This window comes from Acinetobacter sp. Root1280 (assembly GCF_001425285.1).
GTDB classification, from domain to species: domain Bacteria; phylum Pseudomonadota; class Gammaproteobacteria; order Pseudomonadales; family Moraxellaceae; genus Acinetobacter; species Acinetobacter guillouiae.
The window spans coordinates 21350-43824 of sequence record NZ_LMED01000023.1 but is presented as its reverse complement, the minus strand read 5'-3'; the positions used below and the strand labels follow the sequence as shown (position 1 = coordinate 43824).

The 22475-nt window shown below is 37.3% G+C and carries 21 protein-coding genes; 11 read left to right on the top strand and 10 right to left on the bottom strand.

Annotated features, from left to right (window positions below; all coding sequences use genetic code 11):
- Positions 1-8: 8 nt before the first annotated feature.
- The gene (gene yegQ, locus ASC84_RS14260) at positions 9-1409 is read right to left on the bottom strand and encodes a tRNA 5-hydroxyuridine modification protein YegQ (RefSeq protein ID WP_035371560.1); all 1401 of its coding nucleotides are present in this window, start codon (positions 1407-1409) and stop codon (positions 9-11) included.
- Between the two features lie 163 nt (positions 1410-1572).
- Positions 1573-2001: an arsenate reductase (glutaredoxin) gene (arsC, locus tag ASC84_RS14255; RefSeq protein WP_004721734.1), complete on the bottom strand. Its 429-nt coding sequence runs from the start codon at positions 1999-2001 to the stop codon at positions 1573-1575.
- 98 nt (positions 2002-2099) lie between these two features.
- On the opposite strand from arsC, the gene ASC84_RS14250 reads away from it, so the two are divergent.
- Positions 2100-2423, top strand: a complete 324-nt coding sequence (locus ASC84_RS14250; RefSeq protein WP_056515868.1) for a metalloregulator ArsR/SmtB family transcription factor — start codon at positions 2100-2102, stop codon at positions 2421-2423.
- Positions 2424-2429: 6 nt separating this feature from the next.
- On the top strand, positions 2430-3506 hold the full coding sequence (arsB, locus tag ASC84_RS14245) for an ACR3 family arsenite efflux transporter (RefSeq protein ID WP_056515865.1): 1077 nt from the start codon (positions 2430-2432) through the stop codon (positions 3504-3506).
- Positions 3507-3534: 28 nt separating this feature from the next.
- Here the strand turns inward: arsB and ASC84_RS14240 are convergent, their stop codons facing one another.
- A complete protein-coding gene (locus tag ASC84_RS14240; RefSeq protein ID WP_056515861.1) occupies positions 3535-3939 on the bottom strand; it encodes a Cd(II)/Pb(II)-responsive transcriptional regulator in 405 nt (134 codons plus the stop codon).
- A 169-nt stretch (positions 3940-4108) separates the two neighbouring features.
- Between ASC84_RS14240 and ASC84_RS14235 the strand changes: the two genes are divergently transcribed.
- A complete protein-coding gene (locus tag ASC84_RS14235) occupies positions 4109-4744 on the top strand; it encodes a cation transporter (protein ID WP_056515858.1) in 636 nt (211 codons plus the stop codon).
- A 72-nt stretch (positions 4745-4816) separates the two neighbouring features.
- Here the strand turns inward: ASC84_RS14235 and ASC84_RS14230 are convergent, their stop codons facing one another.
- Positions 4817-5665, bottom strand: a complete 849-nt coding sequence (locus ASC84_RS14230; RefSeq protein WP_056515857.1) for a hypothetical protein — start codon at positions 5663-5665, stop codon at positions 4817-4819.
- A gap of 261 nt (positions 5666-5926) precedes the next feature.
- Here ASC84_RS14230 and ASC84_RS14225 point away from each other — a divergent pair, with 261 nt between their 5' ends.
- Positions 5927-6508, top strand: coding sequence for a TetR/AcrR family transcriptional regulator (locus ASC84_RS14225; RefSeq protein WP_004721722.1), 582 nt, complete (start codon positions 5927-5929; stop codon positions 6506-6508).
- A 617-nt stretch (positions 6509-7125) separates the two neighbouring features.
- On the opposite strand, the gene ASC84_RS14220 is transcribed toward ASC84_RS14225, so the two are convergent.
- On the bottom strand, positions 7126-7854 hold the full coding sequence (locus tag ASC84_RS14220) for a hypothetical protein (RefSeq protein ID WP_227515155.1): 729 nt from the start codon (positions 7852-7854) through the stop codon (positions 7126-7128).
- A 357-nt stretch (positions 7855-8211) separates the two neighbouring features.
- A complete protein-coding gene (locus tag ASC84_RS14215) occupies positions 8212-8913 on the bottom strand; it encodes a hypothetical protein (RefSeq protein ID WP_056515852.1) in 702 nt (233 codons plus the stop codon).
- 307 nt (positions 8914-9220) lie between these two features.
- Here ASC84_RS14215 and ASC84_RS14210 point away from each other — a divergent pair, with 307 nt between their 5' ends.
- The 3 genes from ASC84_RS14210 to ASC84_RS14200 all read left to right on the top strand — a co-directional run bounded on the left by ASC84_RS14210 (position 9221) and on the right by ASC84_RS14200 (position 15013).
- Positions 9221-9865 (top strand): RluA family pseudouridine synthase, encoded by a 645-nt coding sequence (locus ASC84_RS14210; protein ID WP_056515848.1) that lies wholly within the window; start codon positions 9221-9223, stop codon positions 9863-9865.
- A 139-nt stretch (positions 9866-10004) separates the two neighbouring features.
- Entirely contained in the window at positions 10005-12842 is a 2838-nt protein-coding gene (gene rapA / locus ASC84_RS14205; RefSeq protein ID WP_056515845.1) for an RNA polymerase-associated protein RapA, read from the top strand.
- A gap of 476 nt (positions 12843-13318) precedes the next feature.
- Positions 13319-15013 (top strand): AMP-binding protein, encoded by a 1695-nt coding sequence (locus tag ASC84_RS14200; RefSeq protein WP_056515842.1) that lies wholly within the window; start codon positions 13319-13321, stop codon positions 15011-15013.
- A 162-nt stretch (positions 15014-15175) separates the two neighbouring features.
- On the opposite strand, the gene ASC84_RS14195 is transcribed toward ASC84_RS14200, so the two are convergent.
- The 3 genes from ASC84_RS14195 to fabR form a co-directional block, all read right to left on the bottom strand.
- On the bottom strand, positions 15176-16192 hold the full coding sequence (locus ASC84_RS14195) for an AI-2E family transporter (protein ID WP_004721710.1): 1017 nt from the start codon (positions 16190-16192) through the stop codon (positions 15176-15178).
- Positions 16193-16449: 257 nt separating this feature from the next.
- Positions 16450-17280, bottom strand: coding sequence for a 4-hydroxy-tetrahydrodipicolinate reductase (dapB, locus tag ASC84_RS14190; protein WP_056515840.1), 831 nt, complete (start codon positions 17278-17280; stop codon positions 16450-16452).
- A gap of 44 nt (positions 17281-17324) precedes the next feature.
- Entirely contained in the window at positions 17325-18020 is a 696-nt protein-coding gene (fabR, locus tag ASC84_RS14185) for an HTH-type transcriptional repressor FabR (protein ID WP_004721706.1), read from the bottom strand.
- A 142-nt stretch (positions 18021-18162) separates the two neighbouring features.
- Between fabR and ASC84_RS14180 the strand changes: the two genes are divergently transcribed.
- From ASC84_RS14180 to ASC84_RS14165, 4 genes are all read left to right on the top strand, one after another.
- Positions 18163-19230 (top strand): ferredoxin reductase, encoded by a 1068-nt coding sequence (locus tag ASC84_RS14180; RefSeq protein ID WP_056515837.1) that lies wholly within the window; start codon positions 18163-18165, stop codon positions 19228-19230.
- A gap of 12 nt (positions 19231-19242) precedes the next feature.
- Positions 19243-20337 carry an acyl-CoA desaturase gene (locus tag ASC84_RS14175; protein ID WP_056515836.1) on the top strand — a complete coding sequence of 365 codons (1095 nt, stop codon included), beginning with the start codon at positions 19243-19245 and terminating at the stop codon, positions 20335-20337.
- A gap of 99 nt (positions 20338-20436) precedes the next feature.
- Entirely contained in the window at positions 20437-21072 is a 636-nt protein-coding gene (locus ASC84_RS14170) for an SMI1/KNR4 family protein (RefSeq protein ID WP_056515828.1), read from the top strand.
- A 165-nt stretch (positions 21073-21237) separates the two neighbouring features.
- Positions 21238-21558 carry a hypothetical protein gene (locus tag ASC84_RS14165; RefSeq protein ID WP_004721698.1) on the top strand — a complete coding sequence of 107 codons (321 nt, stop codon included), beginning with the start codon at positions 21238-21240 and terminating at the stop codon, positions 21556-21558.
- Between the two features lie 99 nt (positions 21559-21657).
- Here ASC84_RS14165 and ASC84_RS14160 read toward each other — a convergent pair whose 3' ends face one another.
- Positions 21658-22428 (bottom strand): TSUP family transporter, encoded by a 771-nt coding sequence (locus tag ASC84_RS14160; RefSeq protein WP_056515824.1) that lies wholly within the window; start codon positions 22426-22428, stop codon positions 21658-21660.
- Positions 22429-22475 lie beyond the last annotated feature (47 nt).

Here is a 22475-nt window from a genome sequence, read left to right as displayed (position 1 = left end):
TCGATATCCTAAACTGCTTGGTAAGCCAATGATGATGCTGAAATATCAGCAGTCGAATTTGGTAAGTTTCTAATTAATAAGGCATATTGCATATCAATATCGGCAGGAATTGGAATTTCTACAATATATCCTGAGCCTTTTGCATCTATGATCGGTTGTCTGTTTTTATCTAAAATTTCATAAAGAATAAATGTGATGTTGCCAGATGTGGTCATGAGTTCCATGGAGTCACCCACAACAAAACGATTCTTTACCTCAATCTTGATGTAATCATCGTTGCGTTCAAGCACTTCACCAACAAATTGTTGATGGTCAAACTGAGAAGAGCCAGTTGCATAGTTTTGATATTCGGCATGGACATGACGGCGTAAGAAACCTTCGGTATAACCTCGATTGGCTAAACCTTCGAGTTGTGACATTAACGCCCGATCAAAAGGTTTTCCTTGTAGCGCATCATCAATCGCTTTGCGATAAATTTGTGCTGTTCTAGCGCAATAAAAGTAAGATTTGGTGCGTCCTTCGATTTTTAAGGAATGAATGCCCATCTTGGTTAAACGATCTACGTGTTGAACTGCACGTAAGTCTTTAGAGTTCATAAAGTAAGTGCCATGTTGGTCTTCTTCAGCAGCAAACATGTCTTCTTTATGACGTTGTAATAAAACCGGTTCGCCAAATTGATGTTGTTGTATGGCGTGTTGCTCGTCGGCATCTTTATTGTTGCAACAGTCTGATGCTGTCTCCAGTTGTTGGACTGGAATGACATCCCCAGATGCATCTTCTGTTGCTTCGTGAATATTGTATTCCCAGCGACATGCATTGGTGCAAGCGCCTTGATTTGCATCACGTTTATTCATATAGCCTGAAAGTAAGCAACGACCGGAATAAGCCATACAGAGTGCACCGTGTACGAACACTTCGATTTCCATATCGGGTACATTCTGTTTAATTTCTTCAATTTCCTCGATAGATAACTCACGTGACAAAATGACACGGGTGAGTCCCATATTTTTCCAAAATTTTACGGTTGCCCAATTGACCGCATTTGCCTGTACAGACAGATGGATGGATATTTGTGGGAAATTTTCTCGAACCAGCATGATCAAGCCAGGATCTGACATGATCAGTGCATCAGGTTGCATGGCGACCACAGGTTCAAGATCACGAATAAAATTTTTTAATTTAGCATTGTGTGGTTGAATATTCACCACCACATAAAATTTTTTGCCTAAGGCATGCGCTTCAGCAATCCCTATTTTTAAATGATCATGATCAAACTCATTATTACGAACTCGCAAGCTATAGCGAGGTTGACCTGCATATACCGCATCGGCACCGTAAGCAAATGCATAACGCATATTCTTCAATGATCCAGCTGGTGATAGGAGTTCAGTAATGTGTGAGATGCTCATATAAATTCAAAAGGCATACTAAAAATATGGTTTTATTGTAAGGGTTTGAAAATAAGATTCAACCTAGTAAAACACTCAGGATTAATTGGGTGAATTTTTATTAAAACACTTAATACTCAATACCTTATGTTTAATTAATTGAGTTTTTTGAAAAACCTAAAAATTATTTAAGCCTTTTTAATTGCTGATCGATAATAATTTCGCCATCTTCTTTACTAAAAGCAGCACGCTGTGGCGCAGATAAGAGATCTAAAACTAATTCAGATGGTCGACATAAACGAACACCCAATTCAGTCACCACAAAAGGGCGGTTGATTAAAATCGGGTATTGCAACATGAAATTAAGCAGTTGATCGTCAGTCCATTCTGTTTGATCTAGTTTTAAGGTTTTATAAACATCAACATTTTTACGTATTGCATCTCGTACCGACAAAGCAGATTGCTGAATCAAATCGATGAGTTGTGCTTTGCTTGGCGGATACTGTAAATACTCGATCACTTCAGGTTCGATACCTGCATTTCGAATGAGTGCAAGGGTATTACGTGAAGTCCCACAGGCAGGATTATGATAAATCTTAATTTGAGATGACATCGATCGACTCTCTGTTAAAAAGCAATATTGCATTTATATATGGATATGCGTATATTCGCAATAGTGAATATGCTAAACCATAAAATTGAGTAATTGCGATGGATCAACCCGATTTCTTTAAGTGTTTATCTGACCCAACTCGTTTGGATATTTTAAAAATTGTGTTGGCACGGGGGAACGTTTGTGTTTGTGAAATCACCGAAGCCTTAAATTTAAGCCAGCCAAAAATTTCTAGACACTTGGCCTTGTTGAGGAATTTGTCCATTTTACTTGATCAACGCAAAGGCCAATGGGTGTATTACCGTTTAAATCCTGAATTACCAGAATGGGCCAATGCAGTATTAAACATAATTGCAGCGCAAACTGCGAATTCAGTTATGGGTCGTTCAGACTTGATCCAAATCAACAGCTGTTGTGAGTAAGCTGTCATGAACTCAAATCAGCCAACTTCGCGGCTTTCTTTCTTAGATCGAAATTTAACTTTATGGATCTTTATTGCGATGGGATTGGGGATCTGCATCAGCGTATATTTCCCGCAGGCTACTGTGGCTTTAAATCGCTTAAGCCTAGATTCAGTCAATATACCCATTGCGATAGGTTTAATTTTGATGATGTATCCGCCACTTGCCAAAGCGGATTATGCGACCTTAGCTGAAGTCTTCAAAGACAAACGAACGCTGACTTTGTCTTTGCTACAAAACTGGTTAATCGCGCCGTGCCTGATGTTTGCTTTAGCGATCGTGTTTTTACATGCTTATCCTGAATATATGACGGGTTTAATTCTTATTGGTTTAGCACGTTGTATCGCAATGGTATTGGTATGGAATAACTTAGCAGGTGGTGATAATCAATATGTCGCAGCTTTGGTTGCTTTTAATAGTATTTTCCAAATCGTCTTTTTTAGTACTTATGCTTGGTTGTTTTTAACTGTTCTACCACCGTATTTTGGTGTAGCAGGAAAAGTTATTGATGTTAGCTTCTGGACGATTACACATGCGGTTTTAATCTATTTAGGTATCCCATTTTTATTGGGCTTTCTAAGCCGGATCATTCTAGTTAAACGCAAAGGATTAGACTGGTATCAACAAACGTTTATCGCTAAAGTCAGTCCGCTGAGTTTATTGGCATTGTTATTTACCATTGTGGCGATGTTTAGTTTAAAAGGGGCGGATGTAGTTAGCTTACCATTCGATGTACTGCGAATTGCCATCCCATTAACCCTGTATTTTGTGGTGATGTTTTTCCTGAGCTTTTTTATGAGCAAATGGATGGGCAATGATTATCCTAAAACTACGGCGATTTCTTTTACCGCAGCAGGAAATAACTTTGAGTTGGCACTTGCTGTCGCGATTGCAACATTTGGATTGGCTTCACCTGTCGCATTTACCACGATTATTGGTCCTTTGGTTGAAGTCCCTGTATTGATTGCGTTGGTCAGTGTTTCGCTATGGCTGCGCAAAACTGTTTTTAAATCAGCACATGGACTCAATCAGCAGAGGGAATAGCCGAGAGACTCATTTAACACAATATAAATTATTCCGATGCTTCAAGTTTTTTGACAATCTGACAATGATCAATGGTGGTGTTCGAGGAGCAGGATTGACGTAATTCATGCAGTTGCGATTTAAAATGCTGTAATTCATATATCCGAGTTTCTACATGTCGAATATGTTCTTCAATCAATTGGTCAATGATTTTACAACCTTGTTCAGGGTGCTGAAGATGCTCTAAAAGTTGAATAATTTCATGTAAGGTCATGTCTAATGCGCGGCAACGTTTAATAAAAATAAGCCGCTTTAATGTTTCATCATCATAATATTTATAATTATTATCTGCACGATAACTGGATCTGATCAGATTTTTTTTCTCATAAAAACGCACAGTATCCGTCGACAGCTGAGTTTTTTTAGCGAGGTCACTAATTAAGTATTGCTGCATGGCTTATTTTCCTGAATCAACTTGACCTTGGACTAACTCCATAGTTTTAAATAGCAGTATAGCTGATTTTTTCATCATTGTTGACGCATGTGCTGATTTTCTTTAAAGCGCCAACTTGACTGAAAAATAAGTAGATAAGTCCATTTATATTGAATCAAGGAGAAGTGTCATGGCGTGTACATGTAGTCATGAACCTGCACCACAGAAACCGAATAGCAAGTTTAGAACGGCTTTGTGGATTGCACTGTTTATTAACCTTGCCATGTTTTTTGTTGAATTGATTGGTGGGGCGTATGCACATTCTTCTGCACTTTGGGCGGATTCTCTGGATTTTTTTGGTGACTCGGTCAATTATGCCGTTTCTTTAGCGGTATTAGGCGCAACACTGTATTGGCGAGCGACCGTTGCCTTGTTTAAAGGGGCAATCATGGCAATTTTTGGTTTTGTCGTGATTGGCAAAACGATTTATGCCTATACGAAAGGGATCCCTCCAGAAGCGATTACCATGGGGGCGATTGGTGTACTGGCTTTAATCGCCAATGTGATTTCAGCCCTTATGCTTTACGCTTTTAGAGATGGGGACTCCAATATGCAGTCTGTTTGGCTGTGTAGCCGTAATGATGCGATTGGAAATGTAGCCGTAATCTTTGCAGCAATTGGGGTGTTTGGTACAGGAAGCATGTTGCCAGATATTATCGTGGCTGTGATTATGGCGACTTTAGGCTTAACAGGCGGTTATCAGGTGATGAAGAAAGCATTACAAGAACGTAAACAAAATATGCCGACTCAACAAGTACTACAATGACGCTCATCTAAACCACAATAAGGTATTTTTGATCTCAGCAATGGGATCAAAAAACCATCATGAAGCAAGCACTTAAATTTCAGCTATACGTGTTGCCATTTTGCTCCAGAAATTATTCCAGAGTCCTAAATACTCAGACTGGACTTGGTCCAAATACTGTTGGTTGTTTTGATCATAGCATTGTATCAGTAGGGTCCAAATGTCATCTTGATGGTTGTCATCATTGGCAAGGGTCGCGTCATTTTGATCAGCCAGCCCATGACAAGCATAATAACCCTCAATAAATTTACTGTTGTAAATGGACATGTTGTTGCGGAGTGCTTCACTAAACTTTATGACTTGCAATTCTGTACAAGCCAAAATGAGCAATAATTCTGTATAAGAATTGATATGTTGGTGAATAAATTGGGCCAATGCAAAAGCTTCTATTTCAGTCTGTTGCTGATCCATTGGATCTAATTCCAACTGCCGCATCAATTTTAAAAAATAAACCAGATGTGATTTGGATGCAGCGCTTTTTTCGAGTTGGTGTGTATTGAAACCCAGTTCATCAAGTAAGTTCAACGACAGTAAGTAGCGTGCATATATTTTAGCTGCAATCCTATTTTCTGGATGAATATTATGGTTTTTTTCGAGGCTAACGGCTTGATAAATTACCATGCTAAGTGCATCTGTAAAATTTTTAACAATCGCAGTGAAATAATTAATATGAATAAATTTAAGCTGTTCAAGCGTCAGCTGGCTTTGATTCAACTGGACTAATATGGGATGCTTAAATAAAACATGACAGTGTGTTTGTCGCTTTAAATTTGCGATAGCTTGAGTATTTTGCTGCCATAATTCAGGTTGCAAGGAATTTTGAATGAAATGCAGCAACTCGAAACGAGTATGTTCAGATTGCGTGAAAGATAATATGCTCATATGCTGCATTAAAATTTTAATTTTGCCGTTTTTATAATAGTAAAAAACAATTTGTTTTGCTAGTATTTATGCAGGTTTAATATTTTATATTTCATATACTTGCCTTTGTAGTCTTGATGTTTTTTTATAAAAACTCAGTATTCATATGAATTTAAGATATAATTCTTAGCATACACTTGAAGTAATTCGTATTTATGTGCTGTTCTTATAAGCTAATGCTTTAATTTTAATCTTAAATTTTTGTACATCAGGTAAAAACAAATGTCAAAAAAAGAGGACATCATTAATACAGCGTTGAATCTCTTTAATACATATAGTTATAATTCTATCGGTATAGACCGAATTATTAGTGAGTCTGGCGTTGCAAAAATGACTTTTTATAAATATTTTCCATCTAAAGCCAAATTGATTGAAGAATGTTTGGTCACGAGAAATCTCAATTTGCAAGAATCATTAGATGCTGCAATCGCTAAATGTGATCCACAAGATTATTTATCTCATATTAAAGCCATCTTCACATGGTACAACGCATGGTTTCATAGCGAAGATTTTAATGGTTGTATGTTCCAAAAAGCCGTAGAAGAAATTTCAAAAGTTTATCCGTCATCACTCCAACCTGCAACTGACTATAAAGAGTGGTTAAAAGGGCATTTGAGTAATGCGTTGCGTCATTTAGGTGTTAAACAAGATATTCAACTTGCTTCTTTCTTGTCGAGTCTTCTTGACGGAATGACGATTCAGGCGCAAATAGATCCTCAGCAAGTGTGTTTAGATGATTATTGGAGACGGGTAGAAACCCTGATTCAGATGGAATTGGCTTTAGCTCAACCGAGTTCAGTTTAACCTTTAAGTTTGTTGAAATCTTAGGTTGCAAGCGTAAGCAATATTGATTTGCGCTTGCTGATCTGTTTAATTTACTACTTAAACTTGAAAATAAAAAAGCGCGACCACTTGAAGTGAATCGCGCTTTGCTGATAAGTTTTTTATATACCTAACGATTTATTGTCATAACAATAAATCGTTAGGTAAAGAGATGCTTGAAGCATCTTCTTATATTTATTCTTATACCCTCTGAATGCACTGGTCATTCGTTTTTTTCAGCAAATTATACAGACTTGTCTGTTTAGTTGGATTATAAAGATTTTGTTGCTTTTTACAACAGAATCTTTGTGAATTTGTTTGTTTTTTTATCAAACAGCTTAAAAGTTAAAAAAAATATCTAATTTTTGGTACTTTGCGTTTAATTTTATCGTGGCTCGCCTATTCTAAAAGTCTGTTTTTGACTTTATTGATGAGACTAGCAGACTTCTATTTATCTTTAAATGGCAGTAAATTGTTATACACGAAGCATGTGGTCAAGAATTTGAAAATTGAAATGAATAATTGTAAATAAATATTAGAGATAAAAATAAAAGACCTTGAAAAATGCCTATACTGTTGGGAATATCAATATTTAAGCATTAGTGACTCATTCTTCGGGCTAAAATTCTAGGATCATTGCTATTGAGGATTTGTTCAATTTTGCCATTAGGGCGCTGAAAAATCGTTTGATCATGCGTATAGACTTTGCCATTGCGAGCAACCGCATTTTGATCACTGGGCGGGGTAAATAACCAAGTTTCATTTTGTGTTAAAGGATGAACCAATAAATTGAATTCAGTATTTGCTGGATATTGAATATCGCCTAAGGTTAATTTTTCTGTCAGTGTGCCATTTTCAATTCCGATGAGTTGTTTATTTTGATCCAAATAGACATTTGCCCATTGTAGGGAAACAGCTTTGTATTGGGTGAGAGGATTGTGAATCCGCCAGTAATCTGTAGAAACAAAGTTGTCTGGATATTTTTGATATTTAGAACGTTCAATATCTGCCTGTGCCACAAGTATAATATTTTCTAGCTGCGTATCTTGAGCAAGATTACAGTGCTCTAAACCAATGATGTTGCCAGCATCATCTAAATAGACTTGAATATAGCTCATCAGCTGACAATTCCAACCTTCGATCGTATCCTTACCTGTACCCATTAATGTGGTTGAACGATCATCAAAAAGTTCCAAATCAATACCACGAGGAATTTTCATGCTGTTAATTTGCAGCTTTCCAAATAATACGGGTTGGGGAAATTTGGCTTGTCTCAATGAGGTCAATTGATCGGGTGCAAATAATTCAAGTTCAGTCCCTTGTGGCATTTGAATGCCTAAAATTTTCTCAGGCGAACTTAATGTTTTATGTATGGAATGATGCTCTTTTTCAATCTCATTTTTTGTATATAGAACAAGGAAATAAAGTATCAAGCTCAAAAAAACGCAGAGTACACTACAGACAAATAGAGACTGAATAAAAATATTGCCATGCCTAAGGGTATTTCTGAATTTTGAGCTAAATATTAATCCAATCGCAAATAGACTAAAAATAATGGTCCCAAAGCCAGCGACAAAGAAAATCCAAAGATAGTTAAAAGAAAGTGGAATCATGCTATTGAGAATCGTATTTTTATATTTGCTAAGATTCAGGATATTGTATGCAATATCCTGAATTATTTTCAATCAATCAAAAATCTTATGAAGCGCTTGGAACGGTAAAGTCACTACATCAAAAGCGACAGCAAAAGGGAATAACACCAGTTTATCTGCAGTTTTACTGCCAGCCTTTGAGTAATCTTTTACCTCTTGAGTGGTATAGATACTGACTTGATAGGGTTTACTTAGTGCTTTTAGGGATGAAATATTAGAAGCAGAAGGGTAAACCAGACCTGATAAGGCAATGTTAAAACAGAAACGTTGCGCTTTTAAACGTTGATCACTTGAGGTGGTACATTCTTCTGCACCATTTTCAATAAAGAATGCACGATCTTGTTTAGTGACATCTTCAGAAAGTTTGACATATTTGAGTGGTAGGGTTCCTGAAAAATGCCCATCATTTTTTTCTGAATTGAAGGTCAGCGCTTTATCAATTTGAATAAATTTTGGATCAAGTCCTGTAATCACTTTGGCAAATCGTGCACCACCACTGGTGATGACATAACTATTTTTTTGCCCTGCAATGACAATGCTGTCAGAAGGTAGGGCCGAAATTGCTTGTGATGGTTTGCCAAATGCTAAAACCGTATCATTGACCAATACGGTTTGAACATTACGGGTACGAACACCGTTATCTTTCTTTAAAAGGGTTGAAGTTGCACAGCCGGTCATGGCAAATGCGGAAATAATACAAATGGACAATGTAGATTTATAATTTAATTTATTCATATTTTGCTCATTTAATCTTAAGGTATTGTTTATACCATTAAAAAAATAGGGTGTTAAGTTTTTAACTTACCAAAAAATAGACAAAAATTTATTTTTTCAATGAATTAATCCACTTTACCCACAATTGATTGGCAAAATGTATCTAAAGTTTTTGATTGTCTTGTAAATTGCCAATGAATTTAAAGCAATTGTACGATTTATTATTCTTTCTTTAGAATAATCGAATAAATCAGATAATTTTGATTGTAATTTCACTCCAAGATTCTTAGAATTGCCTGCTTGTTTGCGTGATCATTGGAACTGAACTTTGAGTAATTTTCTAACCGAACACCTGATCCATCGTGATGATGATTTTATGGTGATCCATAAGCCAGCAGGTATACTCACAGTTCCGGGAAAAACAGCAGACTTACAAGATTGTGTTATCAACAGATTATTAAAAATCGAGCCTAAGACTTTACTCATTCATCGTTTAGATCGTGATACCTCTGGGATTTTGGTATTCGGACTGAGTAAATGGGGACAAAAAAGTATTTCTAGACAGTTTCAAGAACGTCAAACCTCTAAAACCTATCAAGCTGTTGTTGCTGGCACTTTACATGGTGAAGGCACAGTTGATGTTCCTGTGATTTATGATCCAGAACGTCCACCCTTGCATATTGCAGATCCAGAACATAATAAGCCTGCATTAACACATTGGAAAGCAATCCAACATTTTCAAATTCAAGGACAGGCTGTAACCCGTGTTGAGTTAACACCAATTACAGGACGGTCACATCAGTTACGCGTGCATATGCAATATTTAGGACATCCTATTATTGGTGATACTTTATATGCAACTGTAGAACAACAGCAGCTTATGCCACGACTTTGTCTACATGCACAACAACTGAGTTTTCATCATCCTAAAACAGAGGAGCTTGTACAATTTGATTGTCCAGTTCCGTTTTAGTTTAGATTTTTAAGTTGAAATTAAGTCGCTCAAAATTTAATGAGCTTTATGTCAAAAAGTATTGCGTAATGGGTATAAACTTTGTTCAAATATTCTCCTGATTTGAGCAACCGTGTTTTAGCCCTAACATGAGATAAAGGTGGAAAAATTGCAACAATTTGCTATAGGTCAACGTTGGTTATCGGACACAGAAACTGAGTTAGGTTTAGGTGTATTGATTGACGTCGATGAACGTTCAATCAGTATTCTTTTTCCAAAAAGTGACGAAACTCGTGTCTATGCACGTAATAATGCCCCATTATCTCGTATTGTTTTTAATATCAATGATGAAGTTCAAGACCAAGAAGGCATCAAGTGGATTGTCGAGTCTTTAGATGATCGTAGTGGTGTGATTCGTTACAATGTTATTCGTACATTAGATAATGGTGAACAAGAGAAAAAAGCGTTAAACGAAACGCGTATTGGCGCACAAATTCAATTGTCAAAGCCTTTAGAGCGTTTATTGGCAAGCCAAATTGACTATAAAGAATGGTATGACTTACGTATTGAAGCGATGCAAATGCAAGCCAATATGCAAACGTCACCATTACGTGGTTTGGTTGGTGCGCGTGTAGGCTTGATTCCACACCAGCTGTATATTGCACATGAAGTGGGTAAGCGATTTGCACCTCGTGTATTACTTGCAGATGAAGTCGGTTTAGGTAAAACAATCGAAGCGGGACTCATCATCCATCAACAACTCAAAACCGGTCGTTCTGAGCGAATTCTGATTCTTGTGCCAGATTCATTACAATATCAATGGATGATTGAAATGCGTCGTCGTTTCAATTTGAATTTCTCATTGTTTGATCTTACTCGTACAGCTTCAATCAAAGAACATGATCCTGAACTCAATCCATTCCTGACTGAACAATGTATCATTGCTTCAGTAGATTTGATGATTGACCATGATGATTTGCGTGAGCAAGCCATTGAAGCTGGTTTTGATCTGTTGGTGGTCGATGAAGCGCATCATTTGATGTGGAGTGAAGAGGAAGGTGGTAATGACCGTTATGACCTTGTTGAAGAGCTTGCTGAAAAAACTGAAGGTGTACTGCTTTTAACTGCAACACCTGAACAGTTAGGTGTAGAAAGCCATTTTGCCCGTTTACGTTTACTTGATCCACAACGTTTTAGTTCGCTTGATCGTTTCCTTGATGAAGAAGAGCAATATCATCACACTGCTAAAATTGCTGAAGTGTTGATGTCAGATTTGCCACTTGAAGCGGAACATTTGGCAGCAGTTGAAAAATTATTAGGTCATCCGATTGAAGATCAGCCTGAACATCGTTTCCGTGCAATTCATGAGCTTTTAGACCGTCATGGTACAGGTCGTATCTTGTTCCGTAATACCCGTGAAGCAATTCAAGGTTTCCCTGGACGTGATTGCCAACCTGCACCATTACCAGCACCAGAAAACTGGTCTAAAGATGGAAAATTACGCGAACAAATGTGGCCAGAAGAGCTGCAACTTGATGGCGCATGGATGGAAACAGACCCACGTGTTATGTGGTTGATGGAACGATTACGTTCTGATTTAAAACATAAAAAAGTATTGCTGATTGCACGTAGTGGTCCAGTTGTTGAAGCACTTGAAAATGCTTTACGCATCCATGCGGGTATCCGCACCGCAATGTTCCATGAAGGCATGAGCTTATTGGAGCGTGACCAAGCAGCGGCTTATTTTGCTGAAGATTCTTATGGTGCACAGATTTTACTGTGTTCTGAAATTGGTTCAGAAGGGCGTAATTTCCAGTTTGCTTCTGATCTTGTGTTGTTTGATTTGCCAGCAAATCCAGATGTACTTGAACAGCGTATTGGTCGTTTAGACCGTATTGGTCAGGAAAACCGTATTCAGATTCATGTGCCTTATCTTGTAGGTACAGCACAAGAGCGTATGTTCCGTTGGTACAATGAAGCGTTGAATATTTTCAGTAATATTTCGCCTACAGCACAAACCTTACAAGAAAACTTTATTGTCGATTTAAAAGATTGCTTATTGGATGATAAAGGCCAAGCCTTTGAAGAGCTTCTTGAAGCGGTCAATGTACAGCGTCAAGCACTTGAAGTTGAATTGCAAGATGGTCGTGACCGTTTATTGGAATACAATTCATGTCGTCCGATCGTGGCACAAGAAATTGTTACTGCGCTTGAAGACTATGATGACAATACTTTATTGCCAATGTTTATGAAGCGGTTTATGGCATCAACCAACATTGACTTTGATGAGCAAAGCAATGGTACGGTGATTATTAAACCAACCGATCAAATGCAAGTGCAAGGCTTGGATATCGACGAAGAGGGCATGACTGCAACCTTCTATCGTGATCAGGCACAGATCCGTGAAGACGCGCAATATTTAACACTTGAACATCCGTTTACTGAAAGTGTGATGGAAATTATCCGTACTCAATCTTTTGGTAGTACCAATGTTGCAATTCTAAAAACCAATGCACTTAAACAAGGCACGATCTTGTTGGAAGTTTGGTTTAAAGTGGATGTGGTCGCACCTAAGGCATTAAACCTACCTTCAAGTTTGCCGACACAATTGATTCGAGTGTTATTGACTGAAACGGGTCAGGATATTACTGCTAAGCTTGATCCAGAAATTATTAAGCCGTATTTACATCATTTAGATAGCAACAGCTGTCGTCAAGTGGTGAAAGCACGTCGTGAAGTGATTGAACAACGCTATGCACAAGCTTTAGATATCGCTAAAGGTGTTTTACCGCAGTTAAAAGAGCAAGCTAAAGAAATTTATGGTAGCAAATGGCAATATGAAATTGATCGTTTAAGCTACTTAAAGCAATTTAATCCAAGTATTCGTGCAGATGAAATTGAACGTTTACAGAAATTCCAGAAAGAAGGTTTAAGTCTATTGGAAGGTATTTCTGTGACGCCAGAAGCGATTCAGGTATTGGTTGTGGTTAAACCTTAATTTAGTGTAATTTTATCTAGATTCTAAAAGCTCCTTTGGGAGCTTTTTTGATGTATATGTTATGCATATTTAAATAATCAATTATTGGGTTATTTTTATTTATTTGATTTTAAATGTAAAAGTTATAACCATTTATAAAAATTAATTCCTATTATTGCACCATTTATATGGTCATATCTTGTATGAGGGGCTATAGACCATGCATCAATGTCACCACGCGATAGAAACGCCATGTATCATTGGATGAGATCTACTTTACAACAATAATCAATGAAGGATTTACAGGGAGTTTGTTGTATACATCGCAACCGTTTTTATGCTATTAAAATAGTGTACTTTGATCTCGATTTGTTCCTTAGAGATAAAGTTTACTCACCCATGTAATTTGATCATTCAGTATTGTGTATCCAAATAGACAAGTTCTAAAGCAACCGTCTATAGCCAAGATAAAAACTTAAAATAATGGAAGAAATGATATGGAAAACAAGGATTTTGTTGAGTTTCATGATACCCATGTGCAATATCTACTTCATTGGGAAAAGCAATTACCGCAAAAAGATGTGTTTGTACAACCATTGGCCAATGGCAATGTGGTGCATTACACATGGTCGGAAGTTGCACAACAAGTTCGCAGTATGGCGAGTTATTTACAGTCTTTAAACTTGCCTGAAAAGAGTGCGATCGCAATTTATGGTAAAAATAGTGCGCATTGGCTTATGGCAGATTTAGCGATCTGGATGTCAGGTCATATCTCAGTCCCACTCTATCCAACACTCAATGCGGAAGGTGCAGCTTATGTACTCAACCACAGTGAAGCAAAACTCTTATTTATTGGAAAATTGGACGGTAAAGCGGATAGCTGGAATGAGGTAAAAACAATCATTCCACAAGATTTAGCTTGTGTGCGTTTGGCATTATCACCTGAATTCGACGCACCGCAATGGAATGATATTGTGCAATCTGTTGCGCCACTAGAAAACCCGGTATTACCCAATAAAAATGATTTAGCGACCATCGTTTATACGTCTGGCAGTACGGGTGTGCCTAAAGGAGTTATGCAAAGTTTTGCGACACTTTTATCGGCTGCTCGTGAGCTCAGATTAACTTATCAAGTGACAACATCTGATCGAGCCTTATCTTATCTACCACTTGCACATGTTGCAGAACGTATTTTTATTCAATCTTCATTGATGGTTTGCGGTTTTACCGTGTATTTTGCAAATTCAATTGAAACCTTTGTCGAAGATTTGAATCGTGCCAAACCCACACTATTCTTTTCGGTACCACGCTTATGGACCAAGTTTTATTTGGGCGTTAATGAAAAAATACCGCTCCATATACAAAAGATTTTATTCAAAATACCTGTGTTGGGTAAATTGGTTAAAAAGAAATTACTCACCAAGCTCGGGCTAAATCATGTCCGTTATGCATTTACTGCTGCTGCACCATTACCTACAGATATTATTTTATGGTATCGAAATTTAGGTTTAGAGTTACTTGAAGTCTATGGTATGACTGAAAATTGTGGTTATTCGCATGTGACACGTGTGGGGCAGTTTGCCAGTGGTTATGTGGGGCATGCCCAACCTAAAGTGGAGTGTAAAATTGATGAAAATGGTGAAATTCTGGTAAAAAGCCCAGGAACTATGTTGGGCTATTATAAAAATCCTGAAAAAACTGCAGAAGATATGACCGAAGATGGATTTTTACGTACTGGGGATTTGGGCGAGATCGATGCTGAAGGGCGGTTAAAAATTACTGGTCGAATTAAAGATATTTTTAAAACAAGCAAAGGCAAATACATCATGCCAGTTCCGACTGAGCAAAAAATCGGCAATCAGGCCTTAATTGAATCTGTATGTATTGGTGGTTCAAGCCAACCACAACCAGTTGCCTTTATTATGTTGGCTGAAGATATTCGTAACAGTCTGAAGCAGAACCCGAAGCGAGATGAAATTGAAAACACCTTAAAAGCATTAAGAGTGAAGATCAATGAAGAACTTGAGCCCCATGCAAAAATCAGCTTCTTTGTCGTAGTCAATGAACCATGGACCATGGAAAATGATTTACTCACTCCAACGATGAAAATTAAACGTAATAAAATTGAAAGTCGCTATGAGCCATTTTTAGACGCTTGGGCACAACAGAAAAAAGAAGTGGTCTGGGAATAAAAGTTTTTAACTACATTCGCATTATTAGGAAAAAAGCCTGAATTGTAATATTGTTCAGTTCAGGCTTTTTTTAATTCTCTTCTTTTACAAAGTAATACTTCACACCTTTAAAAGAAGGGTTTCTTGACGACCAAATGATTTATGTTTTAGATCATTTCAGCTTTAAATCATTTCAGCTTGTTTAAGTTCTAACTTGATATAGGCATAGAAGATGGGTGCAACAATTAGACCCGCTAAGCCAAAGAACGACTCAAAGACTAACATTGCCAATAACACTTCCCATGACGCTGCATGGATTTTTGTGCCAATAATTTTGGCGTTAATAAAGTATTCCAGCTTATGGATAAAAATCAGATAAAGTAATGCGATACCTGCGGTAGATACTGAAATGGTTAAACCTGCCATCACAATAATGGTATTGGAGAGTAAGTTTCCGACAATTGGAATTAATCCAAAAATAAAAGTCAGGATCACTAAGGTGTTGGCAAAAGGTAAATGTATATCAAATACAGGAAGGATCAGGTGAGAGAAAATCAAAAATAAAAAGGTATTGATTAACGAAATTTTAAACTGAGCAAACACCACATTTTTAAAAGATGACGAAAGATTCTCAATACGTGTGATCATGGCACGCTTAAATTCTGGCTGATCCGGCTGTGGACGCAGTTGGTTTAATGAGACAAGGATCCCCACAATCATACCAATCAGCATGGTGGCTAAATTATGTAAGAAGCCTGTTCCGGTACTTTTTAAAGTTGATAAATTATCTTTGATTAAATCAAAGGTTTGATCTTTTAATTCAGTGAGTGAATAAGGAATAAATCCGGGAATATATTGTGCCACTTCAAGTTGTAGCTTTTGTAAGGTTTTATCGACTTGGTCACTGATGGCATTGATTCCCGCACCTTGCAAATCATGTTGAACAAAGCTGATTAAGCCTGTGATGCTGAGCACAATCAAAGAAATAATAAAGACGGCTAGAATGATGCTAATGGTCAAGCGAGCTCTTTGACCATCAATATATCTCTCCGTAATGCTACCTAAACTATTGATGATTTCAAAAACAACAAAACCTGCAAAAAATGATGCTAAAAGATGCAAGGGAATCAGTAAAGACAAAAAGATCAGCATGAGTACGTAACTTGCAATAATACTTTGACGATCATTTAACAGTTTCATGTGAATAGAGCTCAATTATACAATTGATGTATAGGGGAATATAAAAATACCAAGTTAGATTTATATCACTCTAACTCGCGGCGAGATAGCTATTTTTAAATACAAAGCTTAATTCAATGTGAAAATATTTGACCTCAATACTGGGTGAAAAGTCTTTAAAAACTTTAAAGAAATATAAAAGATCACTATCGCGTGATTGAGCAAAAAATTAATGCTGCGTACATTGAGCAGTATATCTAATAGTACATAGAGCGCTATTAAAGCGAGTGGTTCAAATGAATCACGTCATGCATGTTGTATAAGCCAGCGGGTTGAGAAATACACCACATTGCGGCACGAATTGCACCAGTCGCAAAGTTCATCCGATTGCTTGCAATATGTTTGATTTCGACCTGTTCCCCATGACCATAAAATATTGTGTTATGTTCACCAACAATGTCACCACCACGTATGGCTTGTAAACCGATCTGTTGGGGTGTTCGCTCAGCAACTTGAGCATGGCGTTGATAGACTGCTATATCACTGAGCAATTGCGCTCTGACTTGAGCAATCGCTTCTGCATACATCAATGCAGTACCTGATGGTGCGTCTATTTTTTGTCGGTGGTGTGCTTCAATGATTTCAGCTTCAAATCCTGTACCTAATAATTGGGCAGCAACTCGAACCAAATCAACACTAAGATTGACACCAATGGAATAATTGCCTGAATGCACGATAGCAATATCTTGCGCGGCTTGAGCAATGTGTTGATTTAATTGCTCAGATAAACCAGTGATACCAATAATCATTGGCTTTTTAGCGTGCTGACAAATTTTTAAATGTTGCGATAATGCTTCTGCTGTAGTGAAATCAATCACCACATCACAATGCTGAATGACGTCTTCCAAACGATCTGAAATAAGCACATTTAATGGTGCTAGATTGAGATATTGCCCTAGTTCATGACCAATCGCTGCACTTGCAACTCTTGCTGTAGCAACAGTAATGTTTAGTCCCGCATTGAGACAGGCCTGAACTAGCATTTGTCCCATGCGGCCAGTCACACCAAGTATGCCTACACGAATATTTTGTTGATTGTGACTGATCATTGGGTCTTGATACTTATATTTAATAGGCTATGAAAGAATAGGTATTATTTAATTTGCGCTTCGTCTAAATGACGCGAACCTTCGAGTAACATGCGAATCATCACCATGGTTTGTTCAGCGACTTCTTTACGTTCAGCAATCGGCAAATCAATCACCTTGGCACCCATATTAAATACCAGCTGAGTAATGGCTTTGGCGACTAAATCAGGATGGGTTAATTTACTGTGATTGATGCGTTCTATTCGAATCAAATCCTCTTGGAGTTCTTGTTGGAAATAATTAAGTTGTTTGTCTACAGCAAGTTTATATTGCTTTGATCCTGTATAACCTTCACGCAGTAGCAAACTTAGGTTGCCTTCATCGGCATCTAGTTGTTCAATAAATACTTCAACTGAACTGCGAATAATACTGCTTTGTCTAATTGCCTTGATTCGAGCTTCATGCAAAATTTGACGGAGCACCACGCCTGAACGATCAATCAGTTCAATCGCTAACTCATCAATATCTTTAAAGTGACGATAAAAACTATTTGGCGCAATCCCAGCTTCACGAGCAACTTCTCTTAAGCTTAAAGAGGAAATACTTTTTTGCGGTCCAATCAAATTTAAGGCGGCTTGAAATAATTCTTCTTTGGTAATTGTCGCTTTGCGTCCAACAGTACGTACAGAAACTTTTTCAAGCTCATGAATTTGATCTTGAAGGGTAGCTGGGTTCTGAGGTAGTACGGACGTTGGATTCATAAAGTATCAAATAGTTAAAATATTTTTTTCATTATAGCCTTTGTCATTACATAAATGAAATGTCTAGATACAATACACGCGTATATACAAATATATATACATGTGTATAATAATTAAAAATCACTCAGATGGTGAGCCTAGTATGCACGCTATTGAAAAGCAAAAATCTCCCGTAAACGCTATATTTGATATGGTGTTAGGTACACATACGACTAATTTTTGGCTACAGAAAATTAATCCATTGTGGTCAGTTCAACAAGCTTTGGGGAAAATTGTTGAAAAAGAACAATCCGCTGCAGATACGATCAGCTTAACCATCAAAATTAACCGTTTGTTTAAAATGGGGTTAGCTGGGCAGCATCATCCGATCACTGTCGAAATTAATGGTCGTCGTTATGAACGTACCTATAGTCTGACTCAATTAGATACACAACATGTACTACTCACGGCAAAAAAAGTAGAAAAAGGCATTGTGAGTAACTGGTTGTTTGAACATGCCCAAGTGGGTGAGGTGATTGAATTTGGTCGACCTTATGGTGATATGTTATTGCCTCAAGTTGCCAGTCCATTGATTCTGGTCGCTGCAGGCAGTGGTATTACGCCGATGTATAGCTTGATTCAGGCATTGGCAGCGAACCAGCAGCTTGATCGTCAGCCAGTACATTTAATGTATTGGGTTAAAAAAAATGCAGACGTTGCCTTTAAACAACAGTTTGAGCAATTAGCCCAACAGTATCCCGATTTTAAATTTGATGTGTTCTATACCCAAGAAGTACCTGCGGATGCACGTTTAAATAATGAATATTTACATATCATTAAAAATCTTGAGCAAAGTACGGTGTATGTATGTGGTCCTTCAGGTTTTGTCGCAACAGCTGGGCAATTATTTAAACAGGCCAAAGTACTCAAGAGCGAAGCATTTAGCCTAAGCCCCGTGATTTCTGATGACACTGGTTTTATCAATGTCACATTAACCAAATCCAATAAAGTGGTTGCAATCCCTAAAGGTCAAGCCATTTTAGTCGGCTTAGAACAACAAAATATCAAACCAGAACATGGTTGTAGAATGGGTATTTGCAATAAATGCGCGTGTAATAAAGTACAGGGTGCCACAAAAAACTTAGTTAATGGTCAAGAAAATTTTGAACCAAATAATTTGCTGAGAATTTGTGTAAATACTGCCAAAACTGATTTAGTTATTGATCTTTAAGCGAGTTTTATCATGAATATGCCAGTTAAAATTCAATATTTTAAAAACACCAAAAACCGTGAACTGACCCAGACTGAGCTAGATGCTTTAGCGCGCGAGCTAGATGCGATTAAGCAAGAAGTCTTAGATGATATTGGCGAAAAAGATGCCAAATATATCAAAAAAGTATATGCCGCTATCCGTTATAGTAGTATTTTAGGCCGAGCATGCTTATTTGCGGGTTGGTTTCCACCTGCATGGTTACTGGGTACAGGTTTACTGAGTTTTGCCAAGATCATGGAAAACATGGAACTCGGTCATAATGTCATGCACGGACAATATGATTGGATGAATGATCCACGCTTTAAAGGTACAACTTACGAATGGGATATTGTTGGAACCTCTGACAACTGGCGCCAGACCCATAATTATAAGCATCATACCTATACCAATATCAAAGGTATGGATGATGATATCGGCTATGGTTTATTGCGTTTATTTCCAGAACAACGTTGGAAACCGGGGTTTTTATTGCAGCCTTTATATGCAATTCCGTTCTGTCTATTGTTCCAATGGGGCGTTGCGGTTCAAAACCTTGAAATTGGCAAACTAGTTTATAAACGTAAAACTTGGGCGCAGTTTAAAGAAGAGTGGAAGCCAACTCAGAAGAAAATTGGTAAACAGTTTTTTAAAGATTATCTTTTCTTCCCCGTGATTGCAGGCCCTGCAGCTTTACCTGTATTTACAGGTAATTTAGTCGCCAATGGTATCCGTAATATTTGGACATTTAGTATCATTTTCTGTGGTCACTTTACCAAAGATGTCGAAGTGTTCCCTAAAACTGTTTTACAGGATGAAAGTCGTGGACATTGGTATATGCGCCAGATTCGAGGTTCTTCGAATTTAACCGGTTCAGAAGCATTTCATATTTTGACGGGACATTTGAGCCATCAAATCGAGCATCATTTATTCCCTGAAGTGCCTGCTCGTCGCTATCGTAAAATGGCGCCCAAAGTTGAAGCGGTATGTAAAAAGTATGGTTTAAACTACAACAATGCAAGTTTGTTTAAGCAGTATGGTCAAGTCCTTGGACGTATTGTGAAATATGCATTTCCATTTAAAAAATAGTTGATTTGCTAAAGCCACTTTTAAGTGGCTTTTTTATTGTCAATGATTGGGTTTTTCAGTAAAGTTTATTTGACTGTTATTAGGGTTAATGAGAAGAACATGATTCAAAAACAATTAGAAAATATACAAAATTGGTTAGTGCAACATGCTGCAAAGATCGCAAATCAATCACTCAATCCTGCGGCAAGTATTGCTGATATAGAACAATTTGAACAAAGGCTTTCTAAACACTTACCTGATGATTTTAAACAGTTGTACTATTGGCATAATGGGATGAATGAAGAGGAAAATTTAGGCAGTTTATTTTATGGTATGGAATTTTTATCGCTTACTAATATTGAAAATAAACGTGCCGATCTTGCGGATCTAGTTGATGAATTGTTTGTACTTCAACATGCTGACCCACAAATCAATCCAACCAATGCCCACCATCGGGATTGGGTTCAGTTTGCGCACGATGGTGGGCGAACAGGTTTGTATGTGGATTTATCACCCACCGCCGCAGGTCAAATTGGGCAAGTGATTTTTATTGATCATGAATATGATGTTGGGATTTTGGTCGCCAACTCGATTACCGATTTTCTTCAACAATTTTCAGATGATTTAGACAATGACTTATATCAGTTGAATGAAGATGCTTTAGAAGATGAAAATGAGTTTTTAGAAAGTGATGCAGCTATTGATCTGGTCAATTGGCATATGAGTGAACGCTGGGCACGTTCTGATTTTACTTAGCTTTTTTGAGAAAAATCATTTTATAAAATTATGTTTGAACGCTTCACTAATAAAAAGTGTATCAATAGCGATTATTGCTACACACTCAGTTTTGAACGTATTACATTTCTAATCGAATCAATTTTACAAAATCAAGTAAGCTCTAATTTTTAAACGAGCAAAATGATGGATCATAAAATAACGGTTGATGAGGTTGTAGCACGTTCAGTAAAAATCAGAGAACGTTATCATGAGCTAGAGCGAATAAATCATCATGCTGAATGGACAGTGCAAGAGGATGCATTGGCATTTTTATCTGATGCTGGATTGGTTGGGAGATTAGTCATGGCTCAGACGGGGAAGTGGCTACACAAAGGCGATGCTCAACAAGAGTTGCAGCATAAGCTAGGTGAATGTGTTTGGTGGTTAGCCATTATTGCCAATGAATTAGATATGGATTTAACTGAAGCCACACAATACTTTTTAGATAAAGCTGAAAAGATTTAAATTTTTGGAAAAACTTCCATAGGAAGTTTTTTTATAATCTTAGTTTAGAAGCTCGCATTTTGGTGGGCTTCATTCAATTTTTATATTTAGTATGAATGACTAACCGATAAATAAGTCATAGCCCATTCGGCCAATTAAAAATACCAGTAAAATTAAAAAGAAAACACGAATAAAACCACTTCCATATTTAAATGCTAAAGCGGTACCCGCAAGTGAGCCTAAAACATTGCAAACTGCTAAAATGATGCCAGCCATCCATAAAATATGACCAGAAGGGATAAAGAAAAACATGGCAGCAATATTGGTGGCGACATTGACCAATTTGGCAGATGCAGAAGCATTTAAAAAATCAAAAGCAAATACTTTCACAAACAGAAAGAGTAAAAAACTACCTGTCCCTGGGCCAAAAATTCCATCATAAAATCCAATTAAGGCGCCAAAAAATAAACCTAACGCAATTTCTTTTTTACCCGTCTGTAACACAGTATGGATTTTACCTAAGTCTTTTTTGGCAAAGGTGTAGATCGCAATCAAGATCAGTAAAAAGAATACGATATAACGCATCAACTCTTTAGGTATCAATGAAACTGACATTGCACCTAAAAAAGAAAATATAAATGCTGCCAACATTGTGGGTAGTATAAGTTTCCAATTGATTGTAACTTTCTTAAAGTAAGCAAATGCAGAAGATACAGTCCCTGCCATGGCAATGATTTTATTGGTTCCAAAAACTGTGGCGAGACTTTGATTGGGAAAGGCATGCATTAGTGCTGGGAGTAGGACCAATCCACCTCCACCGACCGCAGCATCAATTAAACCCGCACAAAAAGCGAAGAAGCCTAAACTCAGAAGTATTGTCTCGTATTCCATTACAGATTGTTCTAACTGCTATTTTAAGAGAATAATCATAGAATATA

Coding starts and splice junctions, on each gene's coding strand:
- yegQ (WP_035371560.1), bottom strand. CDS start 1,409: ATGAGCATCTCACACATTACTGAACTCCTATCACCAGCTGGATCATTG.
- arsC (WP_004721734.1), bottom strand. CDS start 2,001: ATGTCATCTCAAATTAAGATTTATCATAATCCTGCCTGTGGGACTTCA.
- ASC84_RS14250 (WP_056515868.1), top strand. CDS start 2,100: ATGGATCAACCCGATTTCTTTAAGTGTTTATCTGACCCAACTCGTTTG.
- arsB (WP_056515865.1), top strand. CDS start 2,430: ATGAACTCAAATCAGCCAACTTCGCGGCTTTCTTTCTTAGATCGAAAT.
- ASC84_RS14240 (WP_056515861.1), bottom strand. CDS start 3,939: ATGCAGCAATACTTAATTAGTGACCTCGCTAAAAAAACTCAGCTGTCG.
- ASC84_RS14235 (WP_056515858.1), top strand. CDS start 4,109: ATGGCGTGTACATGTAGTCATGAACCTGCACCACAGAAACCGAATAGC.
- ASC84_RS14230 (WP_056515857.1), bottom strand. CDS start 5,665: ATGAGCATATTATCTTTCACGCAATCTGAACATACTCGTTTCGAGTTG.
- ASC84_RS14225 (WP_004721722.1), top strand. CDS start 5,927: ATGTCAAAAAAAGAGGACATCATTAATACAGCGTTGAATCTCTTTAAT.
- ASC84_RS14220 (WP_227515155.1), bottom strand. CDS start 7,854: ATGCCACAAGGGACTGAACTTGAATTATTTGCACCCGATCAATTGACC.
- ASC84_RS14215 (WP_056515852.1), bottom strand. CDS start 8,913: ATGAATAAATTAAATTATAAATCTACATTGTCCATTTGTATTATTTCC.
- ASC84_RS14200 (WP_056515842.1), top strand. CDS start 13,319: ATGGAAAACAAGGATTTTGTTGAGTTTCATGATACCCATGTGCAATAT.
- ASC84_RS14195 (WP_004721710.1), bottom strand. CDS start 16,192: ATGAAACTGTTAAATGATCGTCAAAGTATTATTGCAAGTTACGTACTC.
- dapB (WP_056515840.1), bottom strand. CDS start 17,280: ATGATCAGTCACAATCAACAAAATATTCGTGTAGGCATACTTGGTGTG.
- fabR (WP_004721706.1), bottom strand. CDS start 18,020: ATGAATCCAACGTCCGTACTACCTCAGAACCCAGCTACCCTTCAAGAT.
- ASC84_RS14180 (WP_056515837.1), top strand. CDS start 18,163: ATGCACGCTATTGAAAAGCAAAAATCTCCCGTAAACGCTATATTTGAT.
- ASC84_RS14175 (WP_056515836.1), top strand. CDS start 19,243: ATGAATATGCCAGTTAAAATTCAATATTTTAAAAACACCAAAAACCGT.
- ASC84_RS14170 (WP_056515828.1), top strand. CDS start 20,437: ATGATTCAAAAACAATTAGAAAATATACAAAATTGGTTAGTGCAACAT.
- ASC84_RS14165 (WP_004721698.1), top strand. CDS start 21,238: ATGGATCATAAAATAACGGTTGATGAGGTTGTAGCACGTTCAGTAAAA.
- ASC84_RS14160 (WP_056515824.1), bottom strand. CDS start 22,428: ATGGAATACGAGACAATACTTCTGAGTTTAGGCTTCTTCGCTTTTTGT.